14 protein-coding genes are annotated in these 23,143 nt (G+C 58.4%); 11 read left to right on the forward strand and 3 right to left on the reverse strand.

Going from position 1 to position 23,143, the window contains the following annotated elements; translation table 11 throughout:
* Nucleotides 1–157 precede the first annotated feature (157 nt).
* The 5 genes from VGL38_12790 (at nucleotide 158) to VGL38_12810 (ending at nucleotide 6,574) form a co-directional block, all read left to right on the forward strand.
* Complete coding sequence (locus tag VGL38_12790; protein ID HEY3296296.1) at nucleotides 158–1,417, forward strand: MFS transporter; 1,260 nt, start codon at nucleotides 158–160, stop codon at nucleotides 1,415–1,417.
* 109 nt (nucleotides 1,418–1,526) lie between these two features.
* Complete coding sequence (locus tag VGL38_12795) at nucleotides 1,527–2,075, forward strand: hypothetical protein (protein ID HEY3296297.1); 549 nt, start codon at nucleotides 1,527–1,529, stop codon at nucleotides 2,073–2,075.
* A 41-nt stretch (nucleotides 2,076–2,116) separates the two neighbouring features.
* The gene (locus tag VGL38_12800; GenBank protein HEY3296298.1) at nucleotides 2,117–2,950 is read left to right on the forward strand and encodes a hypothetical protein; all 834 of its coding nucleotides are present in this window, start codon (nucleotides 2,117–2,119) and stop codon (nucleotides 2,948–2,950) included.
* Nucleotides 2,951–3,805: 855 nt separating this feature from the next.
* On the forward strand, nucleotides 3,806–5,473 hold the full coding sequence (locus VGL38_12805; GenBank protein ID HEY3296299.1) for an MFS transporter: 1,668 nt from the start codon (nucleotides 3,806–3,808) through the stop codon (nucleotides 5,471–5,473).
* 309 nt (nucleotides 5,474–5,782) lie between these two features.
* Nucleotides 5,783–6,574, forward strand: coding sequence for a nitrilase-related carbon-nitrogen hydrolase (locus tag VGL38_12810; protein HEY3296300.1), 792 nt, complete (start codon nucleotides 5,783–5,785; stop codon nucleotides 6,572–6,574).
* A gap of 225 nt (nucleotides 6,575–6,799) precedes the next feature.
* Here VGL38_12810 and VGL38_12815 read toward each other — a convergent pair whose 3' ends face one another.
* Nucleotides 6,800–8,545 carry a C10 family peptidase gene (locus tag VGL38_12815; protein ID HEY3296301.1) on the reverse strand — a complete coding sequence of 582 codons (1,746 nt, stop codon included), beginning with the start codon at nucleotides 8,543–8,545 and terminating at the stop codon, nucleotides 6,800–6,802.
* Nucleotides 8,546–9,158: 613 nt separating this feature from the next.
* On the opposite strand from VGL38_12815, the gene VGL38_12820 reads away from it, so the two are divergent.
* Nucleotides 9,159–10,358 carry a hypothetical protein gene (locus VGL38_12820; GenBank protein HEY3296302.1) on the forward strand — a complete coding sequence of 400 codons (1,200 nt, stop codon included), beginning with the start codon at nucleotides 9,159–9,161 and terminating at the stop codon, nucleotides 10,356–10,358.
* Between the two features lies 1 nt (nucleotide 10,359).
* Here the strand turns inward: VGL38_12820 and VGL38_12825 are convergent, their stop codons facing one another.
* The gene (locus tag VGL38_12825; GenBank protein ID HEY3296303.1) at nucleotides 10,360–10,854 is read right to left on the reverse strand and encodes a hypothetical protein; all 495 of its coding nucleotides are present in this window, start codon (nucleotides 10,852–10,854) and stop codon (nucleotides 10,360–10,362) included.
* 362 nt (nucleotides 10,855–11,216) lie between these two features.
* On the opposite strand from VGL38_12825, the gene VGL38_12830 reads away from it, so the two are divergent.
* The 3 genes from VGL38_12830 to VGL38_12840 are packed head-to-tail and all read left to right on the forward strand — an operon-like array spanning nucleotide 11,217 to nucleotide 14,445.
* On the forward strand, nucleotides 11,217–12,527 hold the full coding sequence (locus VGL38_12830; GenBank protein ID HEY3296304.1) for an efflux RND transporter periplasmic adaptor subunit: 1,311 nt from the start codon (nucleotides 11,217–11,219) through the stop codon (nucleotides 12,525–12,527).
* Entirely contained in the window at nucleotides 12,527–13,228 is a 702-nt protein-coding gene (locus VGL38_12835; protein HEY3296305.1) for an ABC transporter ATP-binding protein, read from the forward strand. The genes VGL38_12830 and VGL38_12835 overlap by 1 nt, the downstream gene beginning before the upstream one ends.
* On the forward strand, nucleotides 13,228–14,445 hold the full coding sequence (locus tag VGL38_12840; protein ID HEY3296306.1) for an ABC transporter permease: 1,218 nt from the start codon (nucleotides 13,228–13,230) through the stop codon (nucleotides 14,443–14,445). Before VGL38_12835 ends, VGL38_12840 begins: the two co-directional genes overlap by 1 nt.
* 131 nt (nucleotides 14,446–14,576) lie before the next feature.
* On the opposite strand, the gene VGL38_12845 is transcribed toward VGL38_12840, so the two are convergent.
* Entirely contained in the window at nucleotides 14,577–17,096 is a 2,520-nt protein-coding gene (locus VGL38_12845; GenBank protein HEY3296307.1) for a GAF domain-containing SpoIIE family protein phosphatase, read from the reverse strand.
* 803 nt (nucleotides 17,097–17,899) lie between these two features.
* Here VGL38_12845 and VGL38_12850 point away from each other — a divergent pair.
* Nucleotides 17,900–19,900: a T9SS type A sorting domain-containing protein gene (locus VGL38_12850; protein HEY3296308.1), complete on the forward strand. Its 2,001-nt coding sequence runs from the start codon at nucleotides 17,900–17,902 to the stop codon at nucleotides 19,898–19,900.
* Nucleotides 19,901–20,037: 137 nt separating this feature from the next.
* Nucleotides 20,038–23,142, forward strand: coding sequence for a TonB-dependent receptor (locus tag VGL38_12855; GenBank protein HEY3296309.1), 3,105 nt, complete (start codon nucleotides 20,038–20,040; stop codon nucleotides 23,140–23,142).
* The last annotated feature ends 1 nt before the right edge of the window (nucleotide 23,143 follow it).

Consider the following 23,143-nt stretch of genomic DNA (forward strand, 5'->3'; position numbering starts at 1 on the left):
AAGGATGAAGGATGAAGGATGAAGGATGAAGGATGAAGGATGAAGGATGAAGGATGAAGGATGAAGGATGAAGGATGAAGGATGAAGGATGAAGGAAAGACTGCTCCACATCCTCTGCATTTTCGCTTTTTCGGATTTTTGCTTTTGAGGTTTTACCGTGCCTGTTGAACAGAATGCCGTTTACCGCCGTGTAAGGACGACCGTGTGGCTGCCGCTGGGGTTCGTGTACGCGTCCTATTACATGTGCCGCTACAATATCTCCTTTGCTGCGTCCACCATGACCAGGACGTTTGGGTGGAGCAATCAGGAGTGGGGCTGGATCACGGCGGCGGGGTTCTGGCTGTATGCACTGGGGCAGTTTGTCAACGGGCAGATTACCGACCGCGTGGGCGGACGTAAGGCGATTCTGGTGGGAGCCATCGGCACGATTGCCATGAACTGCGCGATGGCGCTGGGCACGGACATCGGAGTGCTGGGCTACTTTGTGGTGATGTGGGGAGCGAACGGTTACTTTCAGGCCTTCGGCGCACCGTCGATTGTCAGCGTGAACGGCAACTGGTTTGCGCTGAGGGAGCGCGGCACTTTCAGCGGGATTTTCGGGATGATGATTCAGCTTGGCCGCTTTGCGATTACGCTGCTGGGCGGCTGGCTGATTGCGACGTCGGATTGGACGACGATCTTTTATGTTCCGGCGGCGATTACCGCCGTGTTTGCGGTGATTGGCTGGTTTGCGATTCGGGATCATCCCGAAGAGTTCGGCTTCGAACCGCCGGATATGGGAGAACAGGATACAGGCGCGGGCACGCAGCCGCTGGGGATTGCCTACACACTGAAGAAGGTACTTTACAGCCGCGTGTTGTGGATTATCTCTTCGGCGTATTTCTGCACCGGCATTGTGCGGCACGGTTTGGAGCAGTGGTTCCCGAAGTATTTGCAGGAGGTGCAGCATCTCGCGACGGATTCGGCGGCATTTCAGATCCGCGCGCTGGCGATGCCGGTGGCGGCGACGCTGGGAGCCTTTGCGGCGGGCATGGCATCGGACAAACTGTTTGGTGCGCGGCGCGGGCCGCCGACGGCGATTATGTACTACGCGCAGTTCGTGCTGCTGATTCTCTTTTACTATACCAGCGGCCCCACGACGGCGGCGGTGCTGCTGATTCTGCTCTCGTTTTTTGTGAATGGCCCGCACAGTCTGCTGGGCGGCGCGGCGGCGATGGATTTCGGCGGGCGCAAGGCGGCGGGCAGCGCGGCGGGAATGATCGACGCTTTCCAGTACATCGGCGCGGGCATTGCCCAGCCGGGAATCGGCTATGTGATCGACACGTTTGGCTGGAGCGGCTGGCTGGTGAGCCTTTCGGGGTTTGCTTTGATTGGGGGAGTGCTGATGACGGTGTTGTGGAATAAGAGGGCGGGGTAGGAGGGATTGCGCATTCAAGCTTCTTTAAAGATACACAACATTGGAAGGTAGAACCAGGCGCAGCAATGAAAATCGTTTGCTGTGGCCTCACCCAAACAGGAGATTATCAATGACGGACAAACCTAGGAACAAGGAAATCGAAGCCCTTGAGAAATTAGCTGAGGCGTTCGAAAGTCTGGATCCTGCAGCGGCTCTGCGGGTGGTCAAGTATGTTCTTGACATGAAATCAATCTCGCTCGAGACTTTTGCCTCGCCTCCTCAACAGTCAGCGCACAAATCGCCTCCGCTGCCCGAGGAAACGCATGTAGACAAGAACAAACAGACTATCCAGAAACCGAGAGCGAACTCAGACATTCGATCGTTTGCGCAAGAGAAGAGTCCGAAATCTGAGAACGAGCGAGCACTAGTGGTGATGTTCTATCTCTCGGAAGTCCTAACAGGTGAGTCGAAGGTAGACGAGTTCAATGCATCGGTACTGGAACCATACTTCAAGCAGGCGAAGCTACCGGTGCCAAAACACCTGAGGCAGGTTCTTGTAAACACCAAGAATGCGGGGTATATTGACCAAGCCTCAGCGGGCCATTATAAACTCAACGCGGTTGGCTACAATCTGGTTGAACATAAGCTCCCAGCGAATACTGAGCCAAAATCTAAGTAGTTGGTGATCAGTTATGTCATTGACGAGGAGAGACTGTAACCATGCCAGCAGATTACGACAAAGATTGGCGCTCATTTGTAGACGACTTGACTGGCCTTTGGGTCGACATTAAGAAGATGACCTCCAGAAATATTAACTCGAAAGAACTCCGAAATCGTGGTCGATCATTGGTCCAGACCTATTTCAGAACAATACGCAGCGATCTTGACGCCATCGGCATCGCAGACGAGCTTGCGCAATTCGACAGCGACTTTCAACAGCTACTTGTTTTGACCAATGGACAGAATGCTAGACAAAGCTACTTGAAGTGCTTGAACAGACTAAAAGTCTGCACGAAGAGCCTTGACGTAAGTCGCGAATTAGCCATCGCCGCAACTATTCGGAAAAGCAAAGCCGACAATGGTGCTCCGATGTCCGGGGCCGAGGAGGAAATATCGAAGACTCTACACAGGCTCGTGCCTACTGCGGCGCGATGTTATGATCAGGTTGTTGCGGATCTACACGCGACTTCCAGAGTTTCGTGGCGAGGTACGGCATGTGAAATACGAGAGTGCTTGCGGGAAGTTCTTGACCATTTTGCTCGAGACGAAGACTTAACCGCTCAACCCGGTTTCAAGGTCGAACCGAACACATCAGGGCCAACAATGAGGCAGAAAGCTGCGTTCATCATGAAATCGAGAGGCGATCCTGATGCTTTGCGTCGACAAATCACTGGGCAGGCACACGACATTGATGAGATGTTTGCGAAATTGACTCGAAGTGTCTATGAACGTGGCTCACTCTCCACGCATACAGAATCTACACACGACGACGTGAAGCGGCTCAAAAGAAATGTGGACGTCGTAATGGTGGAACTGCTTAAGCTGACATTTTAACGAGGGGAGCGCCAGCATCGCTCCCATGCGCGACAACACCAGTCGGGAGGGTGGCGGAGCCGAATAAAGGATGAAGGATGAAGGCGGAGGGATGAAGGAATGCGAAGAAGGCTCGAACCTGAAGAAGGTGGCGGGCCTTTTTTATGCAGAACCCCCTTCTGATCCCCCCTTTTTCAAAGGGGGAAGGTCAGATGAAGAGCCCGCCAAGGCGGGCGCTACAAGCGCCTTGCCCCGCTTGTGGTGAGATCTCGGCTTCGCCGGACCTTCCGGCACTACATTCAGAATGTGGCGGCGCGGAGGCCGCCACCTAATAGGTGCGGTACCTGTCTCCCACTTTCGTCAGAATGTGGCTTCTTTCAGAATGTGGCGGCGCGGAGGCCGCCACCTAATCGCACAGGCTTAGACAATCCGGGCGGGATGGAACCCGCCGGCTAATCGGTGCGTCTTCCTTTCTATGCCAGAAACAGAAAACCCCATCGGGATATTACTTCGACGGGGCGAAAGCTCTGTGTGGCTTTTTTTCCGCAGTGACGCACGGCGGTAAACTTTTGAACGTCACGTCTGATTGTCGTTGCGTGGCGGAGCTTTTTTGCTCTTATAGTCCGCTTGTTGTTGTGCCGTCCTGCTTGAATCTGAGGCACAATATAAGGGCCGATCTGCTCTAAGTCAACTTGATCAGCGGGAGCACAATCTGGATCGAAGCTATTAGAACTGCATCACGGTGCCGAATTGGGGAGATTCGGCCTCTTAAACAGGGGAAGAGACGGCCACCGGGTTTGTACTTTGAGCAGGATTTGAGTAACTTGAACACGATTGATCCGGCCCCGGTTTGCTTCCGCTAAAGAGTTTAATCCCATGCACTTCGACCGTTCCCACCTGACTCAACCCGGTTTCCGCACGCGGCGCGCTCAGAACTGGGTCTCCCTCGGCCTCCTGTATGCGGCCTATTATATGTGCCGCTACAATATTACCATTGCCAATCCCATCCTGCGGGAGACCTTCGGCTGGTCGAAAGAACAGCTCGGAATGATCCTCACGGCGGGTTTCTGGGTGTATGCCGCCTCGGTGTTTCTGAACGGTCCGATTGCCGACCGCATCGGCGGACGCAAGGCGATTCTGTTCGGCGGGACGTTCGTCATTCTGTTTACGCTGCTGTTTGGTTTGGCACCCGGCTTCTTTGGTGTGCCCAATGAACTGCGGCAGCTCGGCACGCAGTATGAACCGCTGAAGGCACAGGTGTGGAATCAGCCCACCGTGATCATGAAGCGCGGCGCAATTTACAAAGGGAACGCGAGCGAGCATGTGGGGGCGGAGGATTCGCTGGCGCTGCTGGCCTCGGGCGTGAAGAGCGCGGAGATCAAAGACTATTTCCGCGTGCCGACCACTGTTTTGAAGGCCACGCCGCTGAATTCCTTTGAGCGCATTCAGGAATTCCATAAACTGCTGCCCAAGGATTTGCAGAGCGCCGATCCCGCGCGGGTGGCCATGCTGGAAGCCTTCGGAAAATCGGCGACGTTTCTGCTGTCGATCTTTATTGCGCTGTGGATTTTCAACTGCTATTTTCAGTCCTTCGGCGCGCTGTCGATTGTCAAGGTTAATGCGGCCTGGTTTCATGTGCGGGAGCGGGGAGTGTTCGGCGGAATTTTCGGAATCATGATTCAGGCGGGGCGGCTGGGAATCATGACGCTGGGCGGGATCATTGTCACCATGATGGCCTGGGAATATGTGTTTTTTATTCCGGCGATTGTGCTGCTGGTGATTCTGATTGTGGGCAAGTTTGCCATTGCCGATGCGCCGGACCGCGCGGGCTATGCCTACCTTGATCCGGGAGACGGCAGCGATCAGGAGAAGGACGTCAAGGTCGATTACAAATACATCGCCAAGAAGGTGTTCACCAGCCGGGTGATGCTGGTGATTGCGCTGGCGGAATTCTGCACGGGCTTTGTGCGGCACGGCATCGACCAGTGGTTTCCGAGCTTTATGCGGGAAGTGCACCATGTGGCCTTCACCTCAGCGGCCTTTATGCTGACGGCGGTGGGCATGCCCATCGGCGCGATTTTAGGCGGACTTTTAGCGGGAACGATGTCCGACAAGGTATTCGGTTCACGGCGCCCTCCGGTGGCGGCGCTGTTCTTCTTTGGGCAGGCTCTGGCGCTGCTGGGATTGCATTTCAGCCAGAGTTGGGGGCCGATTGCTTCGATCTGGATGTTTATGCTGGTGTCGATGTGTATTCAGGGCACGCACAGTCTGCTTTCGGGTGTGGCCTCGATGGACTTCGGCGGCAAAAAAGCGGCAGCCTCGGCGGCGGGATTTTTCGACGGCATGCAGTATCTGGCGGGCGGCATTGTGGGCTTTGGGCTTGGCTGGTTTCTGGACACTTTCGGCTGGGCCAACTGGACATGGGGGATCATCGGCTTCAGCCTGCTGGGCGGCATCCTGATGCTCACGCTGTGGAATGCGCGTCCCGCCGGACAGCTCTCTTTGGATTTTGCGAAGAAGAAAGCCGCGGTTGTAGAAGAGTAAAGTTGGGCTGAGACGTGAGACCAGAGACTTGGGCCCATGTTCAGTTGCAACAATAGGCCGGATGCCTGCATCCCATAGAATGAGCGGGTAACCGCAGCCCGCGCGCCGCTGAGGAGAGTCACGGCGCATCGCTCCTTGTCGCAAAAGGCAGTTCCTTACCGGGGCTGCCTTTTGTCGGATTCAGACGCTGCCCGGGGCGAGCGCGCCACCGCAGTTTTTACATAGGCGGCCTCCCCACAGGAGGCCGCTTTTTTGCAGGGAAATTGCTATATTAAGCCAAGGTTCTGAGCAACGTGATTAAGGTGGCCCATGCGTATCGGCATCGTTCAAACGTCCCCGGTTTTTGGCAACAAAGCGGCTAATCGCAAAGAAATTGAAGAGCTGACGGCAGAGGTCCGCGCCGACCTGTGGGTGATGCCCGAACTGGCTCTCACCGGATATGAGTATCTGGACCGCGAGGAGGCACGGACGCTCTCCGAAGAGGTCCCCGGCGGCGAGACGTGCCAGTGGCTGATACAGTTTTGTGCGGAGCGGAACTGCCATGCAGTGATTGGACTTGCCGAGCGCAGCCATATGCATGTGTTCAATGCGGCGGTGCTGACTGGACCGGAAGGCGTAGTGGGTCAGTATCGCAAGCTCCACCTTTTCGACCATGAGAAGAAGGTGTTCGATCCGGGCAATATCCCCTTTACGGTGTTTCCGGTGGGATCGGCGCGGGTCGGATTGATGATCTGCTTCGACTGGCGCTTTCCGGAAGCCGCGCGCACCCTGGCGCTGCGCGGCGCGCAGATTATTGCCCATCCTTCCAACCTCGTGATGCCTTACTGTCAGCATGCGATGGTGACGCGGTCGCTGGAAAATGCCGTGTTCTGTGTGACGGCTAACCGTGTGGGCACCGAGCGCCGCGCGGGACGGTGTCTGACGTTTACCGGGCATTCGCAGATTGTCTCCTCGAAGGGAACCGTGCTGGCCGATGCGCCGGGCAATGAGCATGGGGTGGCCGTGGTGGAGATCGATCCCTCCGCGGCAGACAACAAGCGCGTGACCATGTGGAATGATTTAGTGGGGGACCGGCGGGCGGACTTCTATGAGAAAAACTGAGCGTTGTACGCTGAAAGCTGAATAAGGGCGACCCGTGGGGGCCGCCCTCTTCTTTATGCCCAAGGAGTAAGGTCAGGATTTGTTAACGCAGGCACAAAAACACACGCGCCGACCAAAGGGTCGGCGCGTGTGGCCTAACGCGGGCGCGGGGGATGCGCCCGTTTTATCTTGCCCCAGCCTGCGGAACCGGGACCAGAAGAAAAGGCTGAAAATCTGAAAGGCGCTCTACGGCGTGGTTGAAGAGGTGACCGTGTAGTAGCGCAGGTCGAATACGGGATCGGTGGTGTAGGTCGTATCGGACGTGCTGCCGACGAAGGTGGAATAAGGGCCGCCGGCGGCATCACTGCTGTAGATCCGGTAGTAAGCTGAACCGGTATCATGCCAGGCGAGGCGAAGGCCGTCGCTGACCACCTGTGCGGTGATCTGTGGCGGTGCGGCGGATTGGGCGGCGAAATTGGCGTCGGAGGTATCACTGATCGCCGGATTCGTGACGCTGCTGATGCGGGCGCGGGCCGCCTGACAGGTAGGGGCAGTGACCGTCCAGAGGTAGGTGCCGGAATTGGACGTGCTGGCCGTGAGGGTTTCCCAACTTCCCGCAGGATAGTTGCGGTTGAGTTCGATCTTTACATTGCCGGTGACATTCTGGGAGGTCCACTGGATAGTGTGCTGCTCTCCGACTTCCAGCACTTCGCCGCCGTTGGGGCAGGTCAGCGTCAGGTCGGACGGTATCGCGCCTGACGGACGAATATGCCGCACGACATATTCCACGCTGGGGCTGCAGCCGGTCCAGGTGCAATAGAGGTTGTCGACCGTGTACCACGTGGTATGCCCGTCATTCCAGCCGTAATTCAGATGGATCTGATTGCCGCCGGAAACACGCCAGCCGTCACAGACGATGGAGTGGGACTGGATGCGGTACTGCATGGGGCGGCCGATATTCAGATCTTCCTGCAGCATGGTAAACCACGCCGCCGCGGTGCTGTAGGCATTGCGGTATTGAATCTCGATCCCGCCGGCATAGCCGAAGTAGAGCGGCAGAATGCTGGCGACGGATGCCGTGTTAGCACCCGAGCCGCACACACCATAGTCCATATTCAGCGCCACGCCGACTTCGTAGGACAGTTCGGCCACGGCGGTCTGCTCTGCCGCCGTTTCGCTGCCGACATAACTGTCGAGCATATTGCCCCAGTCATAGCTGTCACTGTAGGTGGCCGAGAGAGTCGCTCCCGGGATATTGCTGCCGCAGGACTGGTCGCCGTTCCACGCATAGGAATGCGAGCCTGTGCCCGCGGCGGGATAACCCCAGAAGGCCAGAATCTGCGCGCATGCGGTGGCGACACAGCCGACGGCACAGTGGCCTCCGCCCTGTCCGAGTGGGCAGAGATTATTGAAAGGAGCATTCTGATGCCAGCTTGTGGTGACCAGCGGCTGGATGTCATCGATGCTGTAGCGATGATCGCGGTTGGGGGTCGAGGATTCGGCGCGGCTATTCTGTGCGGCGAGCGATGCGGAAAAGTCGCTGTAGGACGCCGTGTAGGCCTGCCACAGCGAGCGATCATGCTCGATCTCGGCGGTGACTGCCGTCCATTCGACGGGCGGCGTCGGAGTGCTCAGGCAACTGCGGACCAGACCGATCTTGGCGTGGAGTTCTTCCCGCACCAGAGCGGCAAAGCCGCCTGCATCATTCGGCGAAAATGCGGATTCGGACGAGTAGGCGGTTACCGGCGGAAGTTCACGGCAGGCAGGCAGAAGGATGTACCCTCCGGACGGCACCGACAGGAAATAGCCGACGACTTCACCCTTTTCGATAATTTCCTTGGCCGAAGCAGGGTTAAAGTCCGGTGCAGCCTTCCAGCCCCAGTCCATCTCCTGTCCGAGATGCAGCCAGTTGTTTGCCACGGTCACCACGTCGGAGGTCGTTACGGGCGTCTGGCACTTGGCCTCGCGCGGCGCAGAAAAAATGCAAGCCACAATTCCTGTGGCTATCATTAACCGTTGAAACAAAGTCATCCTTCTCTGTCCAACCATTTCATTTGGCCGGGCATCAGGCCGCCCGAGGCACAGTACGTCTCTGATAGGTATCGCGGCGGCTGAAGCATTTTCATACCGCGAAGTCTTTCACGTCCTTCGACTGCCGGACAGTCGCGTTGAGTTGCTGTATGCTGTGCTATGGTGCTTATTCTAAGTTAGTCTGTCAGACAAGAAAGTCAAGGATAAAATGGCCCCTCATCTATTCAATAGACTATGTTCATCCTAATAAACACAAATCGTCATTAGCAATTTTTGTGGAGGAATGCTCACAATCCGCTATAGAGTTGTCCCTGTAGTTACGCAAAAGATTTGTGTTGACAAGATTCCAAGAGACATCACAGGGTCGCGACTGTCCTGAATCGAGATTCTTGCTCTGAATTGAGTGTCGACGCGTTGTAATCTGGCCGCCGCAGGTTGCCGGGAATTCACCTGTTCGCGGTGGGGCTCTGGTAAGTTGCTGATTTTATGGTGATCCGCACGGGCACATCGCTTGCCAATAGAGAGCTGAAGGATTTTCCGAACGGATCATTCGACTCAATGGTGGAAAATAAGCATGCGTAACGTTTGCCGTTGGCTTCTCGTTGCGGTGCTGAGTGGTGCCGAAGGCCTCTTTGCCCAGTCCCCATCCAGCGCGGACAGTTTGAACAAAGTGATTGCCGATCTGAAGATCCGGATGCAGGTCCTCGAAGAGCAGATGGCGGGCTTTGAGGATCAGACCCTGATTGCCGGACGGGATGGCGCGGTCTATTTGCCGCGGCGGAAACTGGCCAAGCTCCGGGTGGATCCCGTTTTGGAGAAGCCTACAGGATTCGAGTCGAAGCTCAATGTCTCCGGATTCATGGACGGCATCTTCACATCCAATCCCGGCAGCAGCCACGAAGGGCATGCCGGATTCAATCAGATCGAACTGGATTTGTCCCATCCCCTGAATGAGCGCACATCCACCGCGCTCTCGATTTGCTATGCGGATGGCAGCTTCGGAGTGGGTGCGGCGACCATCAGCTATACGCTCATCAAAGCGGGAGCAGACGACGGGCATAGAAATAGGCGAGTCACGGGCTGGGATGTCAGCGCCGGACAGTTTGACGTGCCCTTTGGCCTGGACTATCAGGTGTACAGCTCCATGGCCCGCAAAGCGGTAACCATGCCGGTGGCTGTGGCTGAAACCCATGGTGGCTGGAACGACATCGGAATGACGACGACCGTTACGTCACCTTACGGGACGATCAATGGTTACGTGGTTAAGGGATTCGAGTCGCGCCTTTGGCGCGGTGAGGGAGCGGTGCCGGAAGGGCTTGCTGAAGATGACGAGCGGTGGAGTGTGGTTGCTCCCAGCGTGAGCAGCGGCGTACGCCTGAATATCACCCTGCTGCCAGGGTTGGAAGGTGGCGGCTCACTGGCGCACGGCTGGGAAAGTCGGGGCGCGGGAGCGATGAGCATGACCGGACTCCATGTGCAAGACACGTGGAGAAGTCTCTCGGCCAAGGCGGAAGGAATTGTACTGCGCAAGGGCGACAAAGCGAGCGCGCAATACTCGCGCGGCGGCTACGCCGAATGGATGCAGCGTGCGGGCCGTGTGTATCTGCTGGAGAGATTCGATTATGTGCAGCGGGACAATCAGGCCACACGCCGCTATTACAGCGCAGGTCTGGGGGTTGAAGCCGGTGCGGGAATTGAATGCCGCACCGAATACCGCTGGAGCCGAACCGCCGGATTGCGGCAACTCTGCGTCCAGATCGCCGGATCGTTCTAAATTACCGGGGCGTCACACGAATGCGGTTGCCATTCTTCAGGGACGGCAGTTCGCGCAGTCCCGTTGATGCCGGGCCGCGAAGGATTGCGCCGGTCAGAGCATAGTGAGTACTGTCGCACGGGCAGACGAATTCCTTGCCGTGGACGGTCGCGTTGCAGCCGCCCTGAGCACAGCGGCTGTCCAGCGCATAGAATATTTGGTCTTCGATGTGCGTCAAATAGATGGGCCGGCCCAGCGACGATCCCTTGAGGACGACACACGAGCTGTCATCCTGCAGGGTACGGCACTCGTTCAGATCGAGGATCAGGTTGCCGCTATCATCCACCACGTAAGAACAGGTGGGAGCCCCTGCGTGTTCACGCGCTGTAGGAGGGCGTGGAGAGACCGTGCCGGTCTCGCGTCCCGCCCGTTTGGCGTGATTGCAACCGACGCCGGTACACAGGCATATCGCTAAAAAAATCAGCGCACAACAGATCCGAAAGAAAAAACGCCGCATTCCTGCCTGATACATATCCCGCCCGCTGTAAGATCCTTTAGCGCAATCTAAGGCTTTCACCTTGCTTTTGCAAGAGGAACGCCGTAAATTCATCTATTACTATCCCTATCCAAGTCTAATAAACAGCCTTGAAGCGAGAGTCTTTGCTGACGGGCTGGGCGGAATTGTCCAGAATTAGTGTTAACCCCCCGTTTTGTTCCTGCCGCGTGAATTAATCCTTTTTTCCTGTCGGGTGTCAAAGAGTTAAGGGCCCGTATGGCGGGACTTTCGCATTTTTGCGCGGGATCACTTACGGAAACCTTTCACAAGTTCCCGCGTATTAAAACGGCAAAGCAATTTTTCCTTCACCTGAACAGGTTTACATGAATCGCTGGGTTATTATCATCATTGCTCTTGTGGTTGTCGGCGCCGGCCTCTATTTCTGGAGATCGTCCGCTGCCCACGCCAAAGCTGCTACGCCCTATCGCATGGCCGTAGTGGACCGGGGCAATGTACAAACGCAAGTCACGGCTACCGGGACGGTCAGTGCCGTCACCACGGTGCAAGTCGGATCGCAAGTGTCCGGCACGATCAAGAATCTGTATGTGGACTTCAATTCACCCGTAAAAAAGGGCGAGGTGGTGGCGCGTCTCGATCCGACCTTTTTGCAGGCGGCGGTGAACGAATCCAATGCCAATAAGGAGCGCGCGCAGGCGACACTGTCGCAGGCGGAGCGGGATATGACGCGCACGCAGGATCTCTTCGACAAGAAATTGGCTTCACAGGCGGACTTCGACAACGCGAGGACGGCCGTTGACGTCGCCAAAGCCGGCCTGGCGCAGGCGCAGGCACAGCTCGACCGAGCGAAGATAAATCTGACCTATGCCGTAATCACGTCGCCGACAGACGGCGTGGTGATCTCGCGCAGCGTGGACGTGGGGCAGACGGTAGCCGCATCGTTGCAGGCGCCGACGCTGTTTACGATTGCACAGGATCTGCGGGAGATGCAGATTGAGACCGATATTGACGAGGCGGACATCGGCGGACTCAAGGAGGGCATGGAAGCGACGTTCACGGTGGACGCCTTTCCCGATCAGACCTTTCAAGGGCAGATTCAGCAGATTCGCTATGCCGCGCAGACCAATTCGGGCGTGGTCACCTATCCGGTCATCATTTCGGTGTCGAATCCTGATTTGAAACTGCGTCCCGGCATGACGGCGAATGTGACCATCGTCACCGCCGAGCGTGATGACGTGTTGCGCGCGCCGTCGGTGGCGCTGCGATTCCGTCCCGCGGACGCACCGGCAGCGAAGAAGGACACGATGCGCGCGGTAAGGGATACGACGCGAGCGGTCCGCGACACGACCCGGGGCGCGATGCGGGACAGCACGGGCGCGGGACGGGGTGCGGGGGGACGCGGCCAGTGGCGGGGGCGGTCAGGCGATCACGCGGGCGATGGTTCGCGCCGGATGTCGACGCTGTGGGTCAGAGGCAAGGACGGCAAGCCCGAGCCCCGGCAGGTGTCTGCCGGCTTGAATGACGGCAATCATGTGGAAATTATCAGCGGCCAGATTGCGCCGGGCGATTCGGTGATTGTGGGAACGGTCGGCGGCACAGCGGCGACTAATGCCAACAGCAACCGGATGCCGGGCTTCGGCGGGCCGGGTATGGGTGGAGGAGGCCCGCGACGCTGATGGAATCCAACGGCAACTCGGTGATCTCGATCCGCGATATGGTGAAGGTTTACCGTATGGGCGAAACGGAAGTCCGCGCCTTGGACGGCGTATCGCTGGAAGTGACGCCGGGCGGATTTCTGGCGATTATGGGCGCGTCCGGCAGCGGCAAGTCCACGCTGATGAATATCCTTGGCTGCCTGGACCGTCCCTCTTCGGGCAAATACTTTTTGAGCGGCGAAGAGGTCTCGCGCCTCTCCCGCAATGCTCTGGCCCGGGTGCGCAACCGATTTATCGGCTTCGTGTTTCAGGGATTCAATCTGCTCTCGCGGACGTCGGCTCTGGAAAATGTGGAACTGCCGCTGATTTACAACAGCGAGATCAGCGCGCACGAGCGGCATGAGCGGGCGAAGGAAGCCTTGACACGGGTAGGTCTGGGCGAGCGGATGGACCATTATCCGTCCCAGCTTTCCGGCGGACAGCAGCAAAGAGTGGCCATTGCCCGCGCGCTGGTCAACCGCCCGGAACTTCTGCTGGCCGATGAGCCGACGGGAAACCTCGACACCAAGACCAGCATCGAAATCATTGATCTGTTTCACGCTCTGAATCGTGACGGCATGACGATTGTGCTGATCACGCATGAGCCGGATATCGGCGCTTATGCGCGGCGAAGAATCACCCTTCGCGACGGGCAGATTGTGAATGACGAAGGGACGGCCTGATGAATGTACTCTCTCTGATCCGTGTGTCGCTGCGGGCGCTGCTGCGGAACAAAATGCGGTCGATGCTGACCATGCTGGGGATTGTGATCGGCGTGGGAGCGGTGATCTCGATGGTGGCGATTACCACCGGTGCGCGCAACAGCGTGCAGGCGCAAATCTCCTCTCTGGGCGACAATGTGTTCATGATCTTTTCGGGATCTTTCAGTCAAGGCGGATCGCGCCAGGCCTCGGGCAGCCGCTCCAATCTGACGACCGAAGACGTGGACGCGCTGGGCGCGCAGTGCCCGGACGTGCGCGCGATTTCTCCGGCGATCCGCCAGGGCGCGCAGTTGGTGTACGCCGATCAGAACTGGGCGACACAGGTGTGGGGCGTTTCGCCCACCTACACCGACATCCGCAAGTATGACATCGCCAACGGCCGGGGCATGACCGATGCGGACATGCGCGGCGCGGCCAAGGTATGCCTGGTCGGACAGACGGTGGTGGACAATCTCTATCAGGGCTCGGACCCGGTGGGGACGACGATCCGCATCCGCCGCCTGCCGTTTGAGGTGGTGGGACGGCTGGCAGCCAAGGGGCAATCGGCGATGGGGCAGGATCAGGACGACATCGTGCTGATTCCCTTCACCACGGCGGCCAGAATGCAGGGCGGGCAGACGCGCGTGAACATGATTCTCGGTTCGGCCACCAGTGGAGCGACGCTGACCTCGGCAGTGGATGAGATGACCGACGTGCTGCGCACACGGCACCATATCGCCCGCAACGAGGATGACGATTTTATCATCCGCACACAGGCGGACATTGCCAGCACCGTGGAGTCTTCAGCCAAGACGATGACGATTCTGCTCGGGTCCGTGGCGCTGGTCTCGCTGCTGGTGGGCGGCATCGGCATTATGAACATTATGCTGGTATCGGTGACCGAGCGCACGCGGGAGATCGGCATCCGCATGTCGGTGGGGGCGCGGGGGCAGGACATTCTGTTCCAATTTTTGCTGGAAGCGGTGCTGCTGTCCGCGATCGGCGGCCTGCTGGGAATTGCCCTGGGCAGCGGGGTGTCGGCGGCCATCAGCAAGTTTGCCGGATGGCCCTCGGACATCTCGCCGGTGATCGCGTTCATTGCGCTGGCCTTCTCCAGTCTCGTGGGCATCTTCTTCGGATTCTATCCGGCCAGAAAGGCGTCTTTGCTCGACCCGATTGAGGCGCTCAGATACGAGTAAGAAAATGCTGAAATGCTGAAAAGCTGAAAGGCTGAAAAGCTGAAAGGCTGAAAATGCAGAAAACCCCCGGCCATGTGGCGGGGGTTTTCTGTTGGAACGGAGAGGATCAGCGGAAGGCCGTGTGGGGATTGCTACCCGGTCACCTTCGCCGCCAGCAAGGTGAAATCATCTTCGAGCAGATCGGAGCCGGTGTACTGAAGAACGCGGCGTTCGAGGTCGTCCAGAATGGCATCGGGCGGATGCGTGGCGTGTTCCCGCAGCAGAGTGCGGATGCGGTCTTCGCCGAACTCCTCGCTGTGTTCACTCATGGCTTCGCTCACGCCATCCGTGTACATCAGCAGGACGTCGCCCTTTGACAGGGGAACCGTGGCCTGATGGTAAGCAAACCCGAGGAATGTGCCCAGCAGCAGGCCTCCGACATCGAGGGCCTCGGTGACGCCGTCCCGCCGCAAGAGGAGCGGCGGATTGTGGCCGGCATTCACATAGGTAAATTCCATCCGGACCGGGTCGAACATGCCGACGAAGAAGGTGATGAACTGCTCAGGCGGGGTGTTGCGGTGAATCAGCTCATTGATCCGCGAGACGATGTCCGTCAGCGGAATGCCCATGCCCACGGCGGTGCGCAGCGATGCCTGCAAGTTGGCCATGAGCAGAGCGGCGCCCGCGCCCTTGCCGGAGACGTCGCCGACGGCGAGCACCGTTTCGCCCGTAGGCAGCGGAATGATGTCATAGTAATCGCCGGCCACTTCGAGGCAGAAGCGGCAACGGGCGGCAACGTCCAGACCGGGACAGTAGGGAATCTGCCGCGGCAGAAAACCGTGCTGCACGCGCCGCGCCATTGCGAGCTGTTCTTCGAGCCGTTTCTTGCCCACGTTCTCCTCGAGCAGGCGAATGTTCTCACTGGCAAGCGCCACTTGCGGAGCCAGAGAATCGAGCAGCCGCAGCTCTTCGGCGGCGTAGTCATCGCGCTCGGTTTTCATGCCGAGGCCCAAAAAGCCGATCAGGCGGGTATGGGCCAGCAGCGGCAGCACCACGGCAATGCGCCGCTGGGCCAGCCAGTCCGATTCCTCATCGGTGAGCTTCACCCGGGACGTGGCCACGGCCTCGTCCACCATGATCGGCTTACGCTCGCGCTCGAGGCGGTCGGCAAGATCGCAACCGGCATGGAAGGGGGTATGCTCGAAATCCCGGCAGAGAAACGCGCCGTTTTCCTGTGCCCGGACCAGCGGATAGACGCCTTCTACCATCAGGCCGTCCTGCAGATGGACCTCCAACTCTCTCCAAAAGGTGCGGGCATCGGTCATCATGTAGGTATGCTGCAGGAAGTCATGGAACAGATCCCGCAATCGCCGCCGTTCCGGATAGAAGCGGTCGACGATGAATTCCCGTGCTCGCCGTCCTCCCAGCACGAGGCCGAGCGAGACCAGGGTGAGCACCACGCCGCTCCAGACACTGCCCAACGCCGACGCCTGCCGGGCAAAGGCGCTGCCGGCATAGCCTGCCACGGCGAGCACAACCAGCATGCCCGTCATGGCTATCACATAGCGCGTGCCGCGCCGCAAGCGGGCTTCCACTTCCAGCAGGCGGTAGCGTCCCAAGGCATAGACATACGACACGGGTGACAGCAGCAGCCCCAGAAAGGAGATATTGACCACGACCATTCCGCGCTTCTGGTCGGCAATCAGCCACTCGTGGAAGACCTGCGCCACCAGCATCAGCAGAAACAGCAGCGCCAGCCCCGTGCCGGTTCCCCAGAGGACAAGGCGGGTCTGGCGTTTTTCGATGCGTTCGGTGGCTTTCCAATGGCGGATGCCGAGGATGATCATCCCGCCGGCGATCTGCGCGGCCAGCATCAGCAGGGCGATCAGGTTAAGGGGCAGCGCCACTTTCAGAACCACCACCGCGCCGATCGCCGCCAGCAGCAGGGCGGAGGGGACATAGCAAAGGGAATAGGCGAGGACGGGATGTGCGCGAAGCAGGTGGACGGGCCGCGGGAACTGCAGGGTGAGATTCAGCCAGAACGCGCCGAAGAGGATCGAGAACTGATGCAGGATCTGCTGCAGGATCGGTTGATAAGGGATCTGGAAAGTCGCCCAGCGGCCGGAGAGCGTCTCGATGCTGCTGATCATGAAGGCCGTCATGGCAAACGAGAACAGGGCGAGCGCGCGCACTCCCGCCGAATCGGGCCGGGCAAAGAAGGCCCAGAGGGCTACGGACATGAAGAGCAGCGCAATCAGAAAACGCAGGCTCTGCAGCACGGTCAGCAGCAGAAATTCCGCTGTGGTGGGCAGGCGGAGCATGATTTCGGTGTGCAGCCGTTCCCCATTATGGAGATATTCGAGGGGAATCATCAGTCCGGGCGGTTGCGGAGAGTCCATGAAGCGGTACCACCGTTCCATGGTCGCGGCGCTGTCCGCCAGTGTGACTAAGGTGTCTCCTTCGGCGGGCACGGATCCGATGCACTCCGCCGGGTCGGCGTGCTGGAATACGACGATGCCGCCGGATAGAAGCTGTGCGGAACTTTGGCACGTCGCGGCCTGGCGCCAGACGGCGACCTTTTCGGCGGCCTGGGTGATGAACAGGAACAGGTAAGCCACCAGTCCCAGTCCAACGACCGCCGTAAACCTTTTGACGAACTGTTTGTGTGCCAAAGGAGAATCCGATCTACAGAAGGGTAGCCTCAATTTACAAGACGGCGCGGCGAAAAGCAAACGCAGGCACTCACGATTGGGAGTGCCAAGGGCCGCCGAATGTTGCGCTATGAAATTGATAAAGTAAGGTATAGGTTGCGGACCCTCTACAACCATTCCTGAGCGCGTGCCGGAAGCTTTTCCACGCGGCACTCCGCCCATGTGGGCATGGCACAGGCACCCTTAGGCGAGAAGGGACAGATAAGGAAGCGGCAGGAACGCCGGAAGTGTCGGATTCAAGGGGATATAGCCCGGAATCTTCGCCTAAGGTTTCCTCTCTTTTAGAGCGTACTCAACGTAGGGGTTTTAGGAGACGTAGAAGGGAGCACTTATGTTCAGTAAGAAAGATTTGTTAGGCATAGTTGGCTCAACTTAGCTGACATATTAAGAGATACTTAGAATAAACAAGATCAATATCCGTGGATAATGGGACGGATCAGAAGTTGACAGGTTAGACATTGTTTGATATACTTTTCTCAAAGATGAGGCGACCGGAAACGTTAAGATGACTTAATTTTTTGCTTGACAATGAGATGGGTTCGCATTATTTTAATAGTTGACATCTTTTGGCACGGTGGCGGGGGTGTTTTGTGAGAGGCGTGCGGTTGGCCTTGCGTACCCCGCAGAGGGGAGAAGCCGGACCGGAGCTTGACACAAGCGGTCTCGCCGGCAATTGACTTCAAAACAAGGAATGTAATGGACGGGCACTATTGCTGAATGACTGCTTATAGTCGTTGCTAAACCCTTCAAGATTGGAGGACGTTATGCTCTCGAGACGTTTCGTGCGTCTAACCGCGGTGTGGGCGCTTGCGTGCGCTGTTGTTCTCATGGCAGGCATGGTGTATGCGCGGGCTCCGCAGAATGCGGGAGTACAGGACTTGGTGCGTTCGATTCCAAGGCACGGGCATGGAAGCACCTTGGATGAAACGTACGGCCAACTGCGGTATATCAAGACCACCGATTTCGGCGCGACTTGGTCGAGCCTGCAAACCGCGGGCGATTTTGGAAGCATCACGCTCCGGGTAACCAACCAATATCCGGATTTCCAGACGGTTGTTACGAACGACAACAATATCTGCTACGTGCTGATGGATTCCACCACGCATGCCGTGTACTCGGTTACAGGGCCGAACTTTACGCCTGTCGTGGTCATGCAGGAAGGCAATAACGACCTTCACAGCGTGGGTGGGACCAATCCGTCCGGCTGGACCAGCGTCGGCAAGACTCCCAACGGCGACCTGTTCGCCATCATCTGGGGGCGCAACGCTTCGGGCGCCAACACCTTCTGGGGCGCCAAGTCCACCAATAACGGCGCCTCGTGGGGTACACCCTTCATCGTCGCCAGCACGCCGCAGATCGACTCTACGGCCCAATATCCGCATCTTTCGCAGGTGAACAGCGCCACCAACGTGTTCATGATCTTCCAGCAGATCGGCACGAGCGGATATCCCCAATATCTTGGGCGGATTCCGGTCGCGGGCGGCGCGGCCACCATCACGCAGATTGGCATCTCCGGCGAACCGACCCGTAACTACTATGTCGGCGCCAGCGAGCCCATCGCCTATGACGACGTCAACAACTGGCTGATTTGCACGTTCTGGAATCAGGCCGCCTCGGGCGATATCGTCTACTACTCGAGCAACCAGGGACAGAGTTGGTCCTCTTCCAACATCGCGTCCGCGGTTCGCTATCCCTCCGTCGCCGTAAACACGGCATCCCAAACTCCCTATGTTGTCAGCAATACCGGTCCGCCGGCCCCCGGTGCGGTCCACCATGCGTGGTTCAGCTTTGACCAGCTCGGCTATGGGGGTGGAAGCTGGGTTGTGCCTCCCCAAAACCTGGCCGACGCTCCCGGTCCGTATGACGGCTCGCGTCCGATCCTTTACATCAACGAGATGTACTGGTGGGATGCCAACCGCGGTGTGGCTTCGAACAACATCTGGGGCGCTGTAACGCCGGAAGGTTTGATCACCGAGCGCTCCACCGACGGTGGCACGACGTGGATCGACCAGACGCAGCAGTGGGATTCCCGTGTCGACAGTATTGCTTCGACCACCGCAACCATGAACCAGCTTGCGGGCGGCACCAACGGCGTGGCCTACATCACCACCAGTTTCCGCTATGCTCCGGTGGACACGATGCCGCCGGATATCCAGAACCCCGTGCTGCTGACTCCGGTCAGTTCCCACGGTCCGTTCGTGGTCAGCGCCGTGATTACGGATCCTTCGGGCATTGGGGCCTCAACGATGAACTACCACTGGGTGCCGGCGGATGCCGACACCGACCGGGTGCTGCCACAGGACAGTATTGTCGGCGACACCTATTACTACCATATCCCCGATTCGGCCAGCAACGGACACCGCTGGGCCAATGGCGATACCATCTGGTTCTACGTGGACGCGACGGACAACAACAACAACTACGGCGCGCATTGGATGCAGGCCATTGTTGTCGGTTCGGCGTTCCTTGGTGTGAGCGATCACCCGATGAACAGCGTCAACAGCTTTGCGCTGCTCGATAACTATCCCAACCCCTTCAACCCCTCGACCCAGATCAGCTTCGACCTTCCCGCCATGTATCACGTGACGCTGAAGGTGTTCAACAGTTTGGGCCAGCAGGTGGCGACGGTGGTCAACGGCCAACTTTATGAACAAGGCCGGCATACGCTCACCTTCGACGGATCCCAGTTAGCCAGCGGCATCTACTTCTACACTCTGTCCGCCGGGCCCTACTTCGCTTCGCACAAGATGGTGCTGCTGAAGTAGTCGCGGATCGATTGCTTTTGCCCCGGAGGCGGCGCAGGCCGTCTCCGGGGCGAAGCCCTGCCTGCCCTGTGATAATCTCCACGAACTTGTACGATAAGGTGTGACAAACGGCCCTTGTGAGGGTCCGGAGGTAAACCGTGAAACGGATTTTATGGCCACTGCTCGTGGCGATGTCCGTTTGTTGGTCCGCATCGGTGCTGCTGGCAGCGACCACCGGCAAGATCGCCGGCAAAGTGACGGATGCGGCCACGAATGAAGCGATTCCCAGCGTCAATATCGTGATCGTGAATACCACGACCGGAGCATCTACCAACGAGAACGGTGAATACTATGTTTTGAACGTTCCCGTGGGCACTTACGAACTCCGGGTGACCGCGCTGGGGTACGAAACGCAGAACATCACGGGCGTTCAGGTCCTGGCGGACCAGACGCGTACGGTGAACATCGCCCTCAAGCAGTCGGTGATCCAGGGAGAAGAAGTCACCGTGGAAGCCCAGCGGGATGTCATCCAGCGCGACGTGGCGACGACCGTGAGATCTGTGACTTCCAACGAAATCACGCAATTGCCCGTGACGACCTACCGGGAAGCGCTGACGCGCGAAGCGGGTGTGGTCGGCCAGGGCAACAATATCCATATTCGCGGCGGACGTCCCGACGAAGTGCTCTATCTGGTGGACGGCATGCAGGTGCGCGACCCGCAGTTCAATGTGCGCAGCCTCGACGTCTCCGATCAGTCTATCGGCGAAATGCAGGTGTTGACGGCAGGTTTCAACGCGGAATACGGCGAAGCCCAGTCGGCGGTGGTCAATTTGATCATCAAGGAAGGTGATCCGGTGTATCACGGCCATGCACAGCAGGTCAATGATTTCCCGGGGCTGTCCGGCTCGCACACCCTGCCGCAGACCTATGATCCGCAGACGCGCGCGCTGGTGGTGGACCCGACCAATCCTCCCGGGCATAAGATTTCCAATTACCAGGGCTATACGTATTCGGAAGCGTCGCTCTCCGGGCCGGAACCGATTACGCAGAAACTGCTGCCGCGGCTGGGGATGCGCATTCCGGGCTCCATGTCCTTCTTTGCCTCGGGCGCGGCGTGGGGGCAGAACACCAACGATAACGGGGTGATGATCAACACCGATTCGTGGTACCGGCATCCGCTGTGGAACCTGGGAAGCTTCGATGTCCGGCGCAATCAGTCCTACACCAATTCGGCCATCAAGCTGACGTATGCGCCTCAGCCGAAGTTCAAGTTCAACCTGCTCTGGAACCAGGATCAGAGCTGGGTCAACCCGTACTCGTACCGCCTCTCGCGGCGTTTTCCGCAGGACTACACTCCGGAGCAGATCTCCGCGGGCATGCATCAGTTGGCGGCCATTCAGGGGCTGCGATCCGACGCCGGCTCGTTCGCGCAGAATTTCGGCAAGGATGATGACGGCGACGGACGGGTCGACGAAGAAGCGCTGAACTGGGTGGATGACGACGGCGACGGTCTGATCGACGAAGACTTGCAGCCGTATTCCTTCAATGCCAACGATGCGGTGCGCACCGATCGCGGCCAAAACCAGCAATTTGCGCTGACCTTCAACCATGCGGTCAATCAGAAGACCTATTACACGCTGCACTTGAGCGCGTACGATACCCAGCGCTCCCGGCAGGGGCAGAACAAGGCGCCCAGCGGATACGGATTGGCTTCCGAGCCCTTCACCGATCTGCCGGATGCCACGGGCCGCAAGAACGGGCGCTACGACATCGGCGAGCCGTTTGTGGATCAGAACGGCAACCACATGTGGGATTACAACAATCCGACCAATGCCTATCCGAGCGTGGACGGCTTCCACATCGGCGGCACGGGGCTGGTGGGCACCACCGGACAGCTCGTGCCCGACTGGGCGCACTTCTCCTCGCGCGTCTACTCTTTCAAGGGGGACGTGAGCAGCCAGGTGACGCTCCGCCATCTCGTGAAGGCCGGTCTCGAGTACAACTACTACAACACGGCTACGCAGGATCTGCCCTATCCGTCGGTGTCTACCAACGGCGGCGGCATCTATACGGACATCTACCGCTACTATCCGTCGGCGGCCGCGGCCTACGTGCAGGACAAGGCGGAGTTCCGGGACATCATCGTGAACGCCGGACTGCGCATGGACTACTGGGTGATTCCCGGCGACTTCCTCCAGCATCCGTTCGCCCAGCAGGGTGCGCAGAGCTATATCGATTACATTCCCCCGAAGAAGAGTGGCGAGACCTACCTGTCGCCGCGCCTTGGCATTGCGTACAGTGTGACGGAGAAGGACGTCTTCCACTTCAACTACGGCTACTTCTACCAGCGTCCCGCGCAGGACTTCTTCTTCACCGGAGTCAACCAGCTTCAGACCGGCGGCACGCCGATCCTCGGCAATCCCAGTTTGAAGCCGCAGCAGACCATCGCCTACGAGTTGGGCGTGCGGCACCAGTTCGGCGCGGACTTCCTGCTGGATGTCTCGACGTATTACAAAGACATCAATAACTGGATCAACACGGCGTCGGAAAACGAGCTGTTCTACGCGCTGTACCGCCGGATCATCGTCGGCTCGAACGCCGCCATCTATTACAACGCGGACTATGCGTCGACGCGCGGCATCGAGTTCAACGTCTCCAAGCAGTATGGATCGCATCTGGCGGGACGGTTCACCTACACGCTGGCGTTCGCCAATGGCCGCAACTCGTATGACATCGGCTCGCAGGTGACGCGGTCCAACTATTCGCCGCCGCCGCGGGAAACGCCGCTGGCCTGGGATCGCCGCCACCAGCTCGTGTTCAACCTTTCCTATGACACTCCGCTGGCGGGCCAGCCGTTTACGACGAAATGGCTGCAGTCGGGCTGGAACGTCAACCTGATATCGCAGGCGCTGTCGGGCCTGCCGTTCACGCCGACCTATTCCAACGGCTCGGATATCATCGGACAGGAATTTTCGCAGAGAAGCCCGTGGAATTTCCAGACCGACGTCAACGTGACGCGGGCGTTCAAGCTGGGCGGCCTCGGGTGGAGACTGCTGCTGCAGGTGCGCAACCTGTTTGACAACGTGAATGTGCTGGGCTGGGACATCAACCCGAACACACTGGATACATTCTATAATGGCAATCCGGGCTATGTGAACGACCCCGTGTCGCCGAACTTCGGTCAGAATCCCAAGAGCGGGCCGAACCCTGATGCCTACGGCTTTCGCCGGGAAATCCGGGCCGGCTTAGCCGTAGAGTTTTAAG

The organism is bacterium (assembly GCA_036504735.1).
In the GTDB taxonomy this organism is placed as follows: Bacteria; Electryoneota; RPQS01; order RPQS01; family RPQS01; genus DASXUQ01.

Coding starts and splice junctions, on each gene's coding strand:
- VGL38_12795 (HEY3296297.1), top strand. CDS start 1,527: ATGACGGACAAACCTAGGAACAAGGAAATCGAAGCCCTTGAGAAATTA.
- VGL38_12800 (HEY3296298.1), top strand. CDS start 2,117: ATGCCAGCAGATTACGACAAAGATTGGCGCTCATTTGTAGACGACTTG.
- VGL38_12805 (HEY3296299.1), top strand. CDS start 3,806: ATGCACTTCGACCGTTCCCACCTGACTCAACCCGGTTTCCGCACGCGG.
- VGL38_12810 (HEY3296300.1), top strand. CDS start 5,783: ATGCGTATCGGCATCGTTCAAACGTCCCCGGTTTTTGGCAACAAAGCG.
- VGL38_12820 (HEY3296302.1), top strand. CDS start 9,159: ATGCGTAACGTTTGCCGTTGGCTTCTCGTTGCGGTGCTGAGTGGTGCC.
- VGL38_12825 (HEY3296303.1), bottom strand. CDS start 10,854: ATGCGGCGTTTTTTCTTTCGGATCTGTTGTGCGCTGATTTTTTTAGCG.
- VGL38_12830 (HEY3296304.1), top strand. CDS start 11,217: ATGAATCGCTGGGTTATTATCATCATTGCTCTTGTGGTTGTCGGCGCC.
- VGL38_12835 (HEY3296305.1), top strand. CDS start 12,527: ATGGAATCCAACGGCAACTCGGTGATCTCGATCCGCGATATGGTGAAG.
- VGL38_12840 (HEY3296306.1), top strand. CDS start 13,228: ATGAATGTACTCTCTCTGATCCGTGTGTCGCTGCGGGCGCTGCTGCGG.
- VGL38_12850 (HEY3296308.1), top strand. CDS start 17,900: ATGCTCTCGAGACGTTTCGTGCGTCTAACCGCGGTGTGGGCGCTTGCG.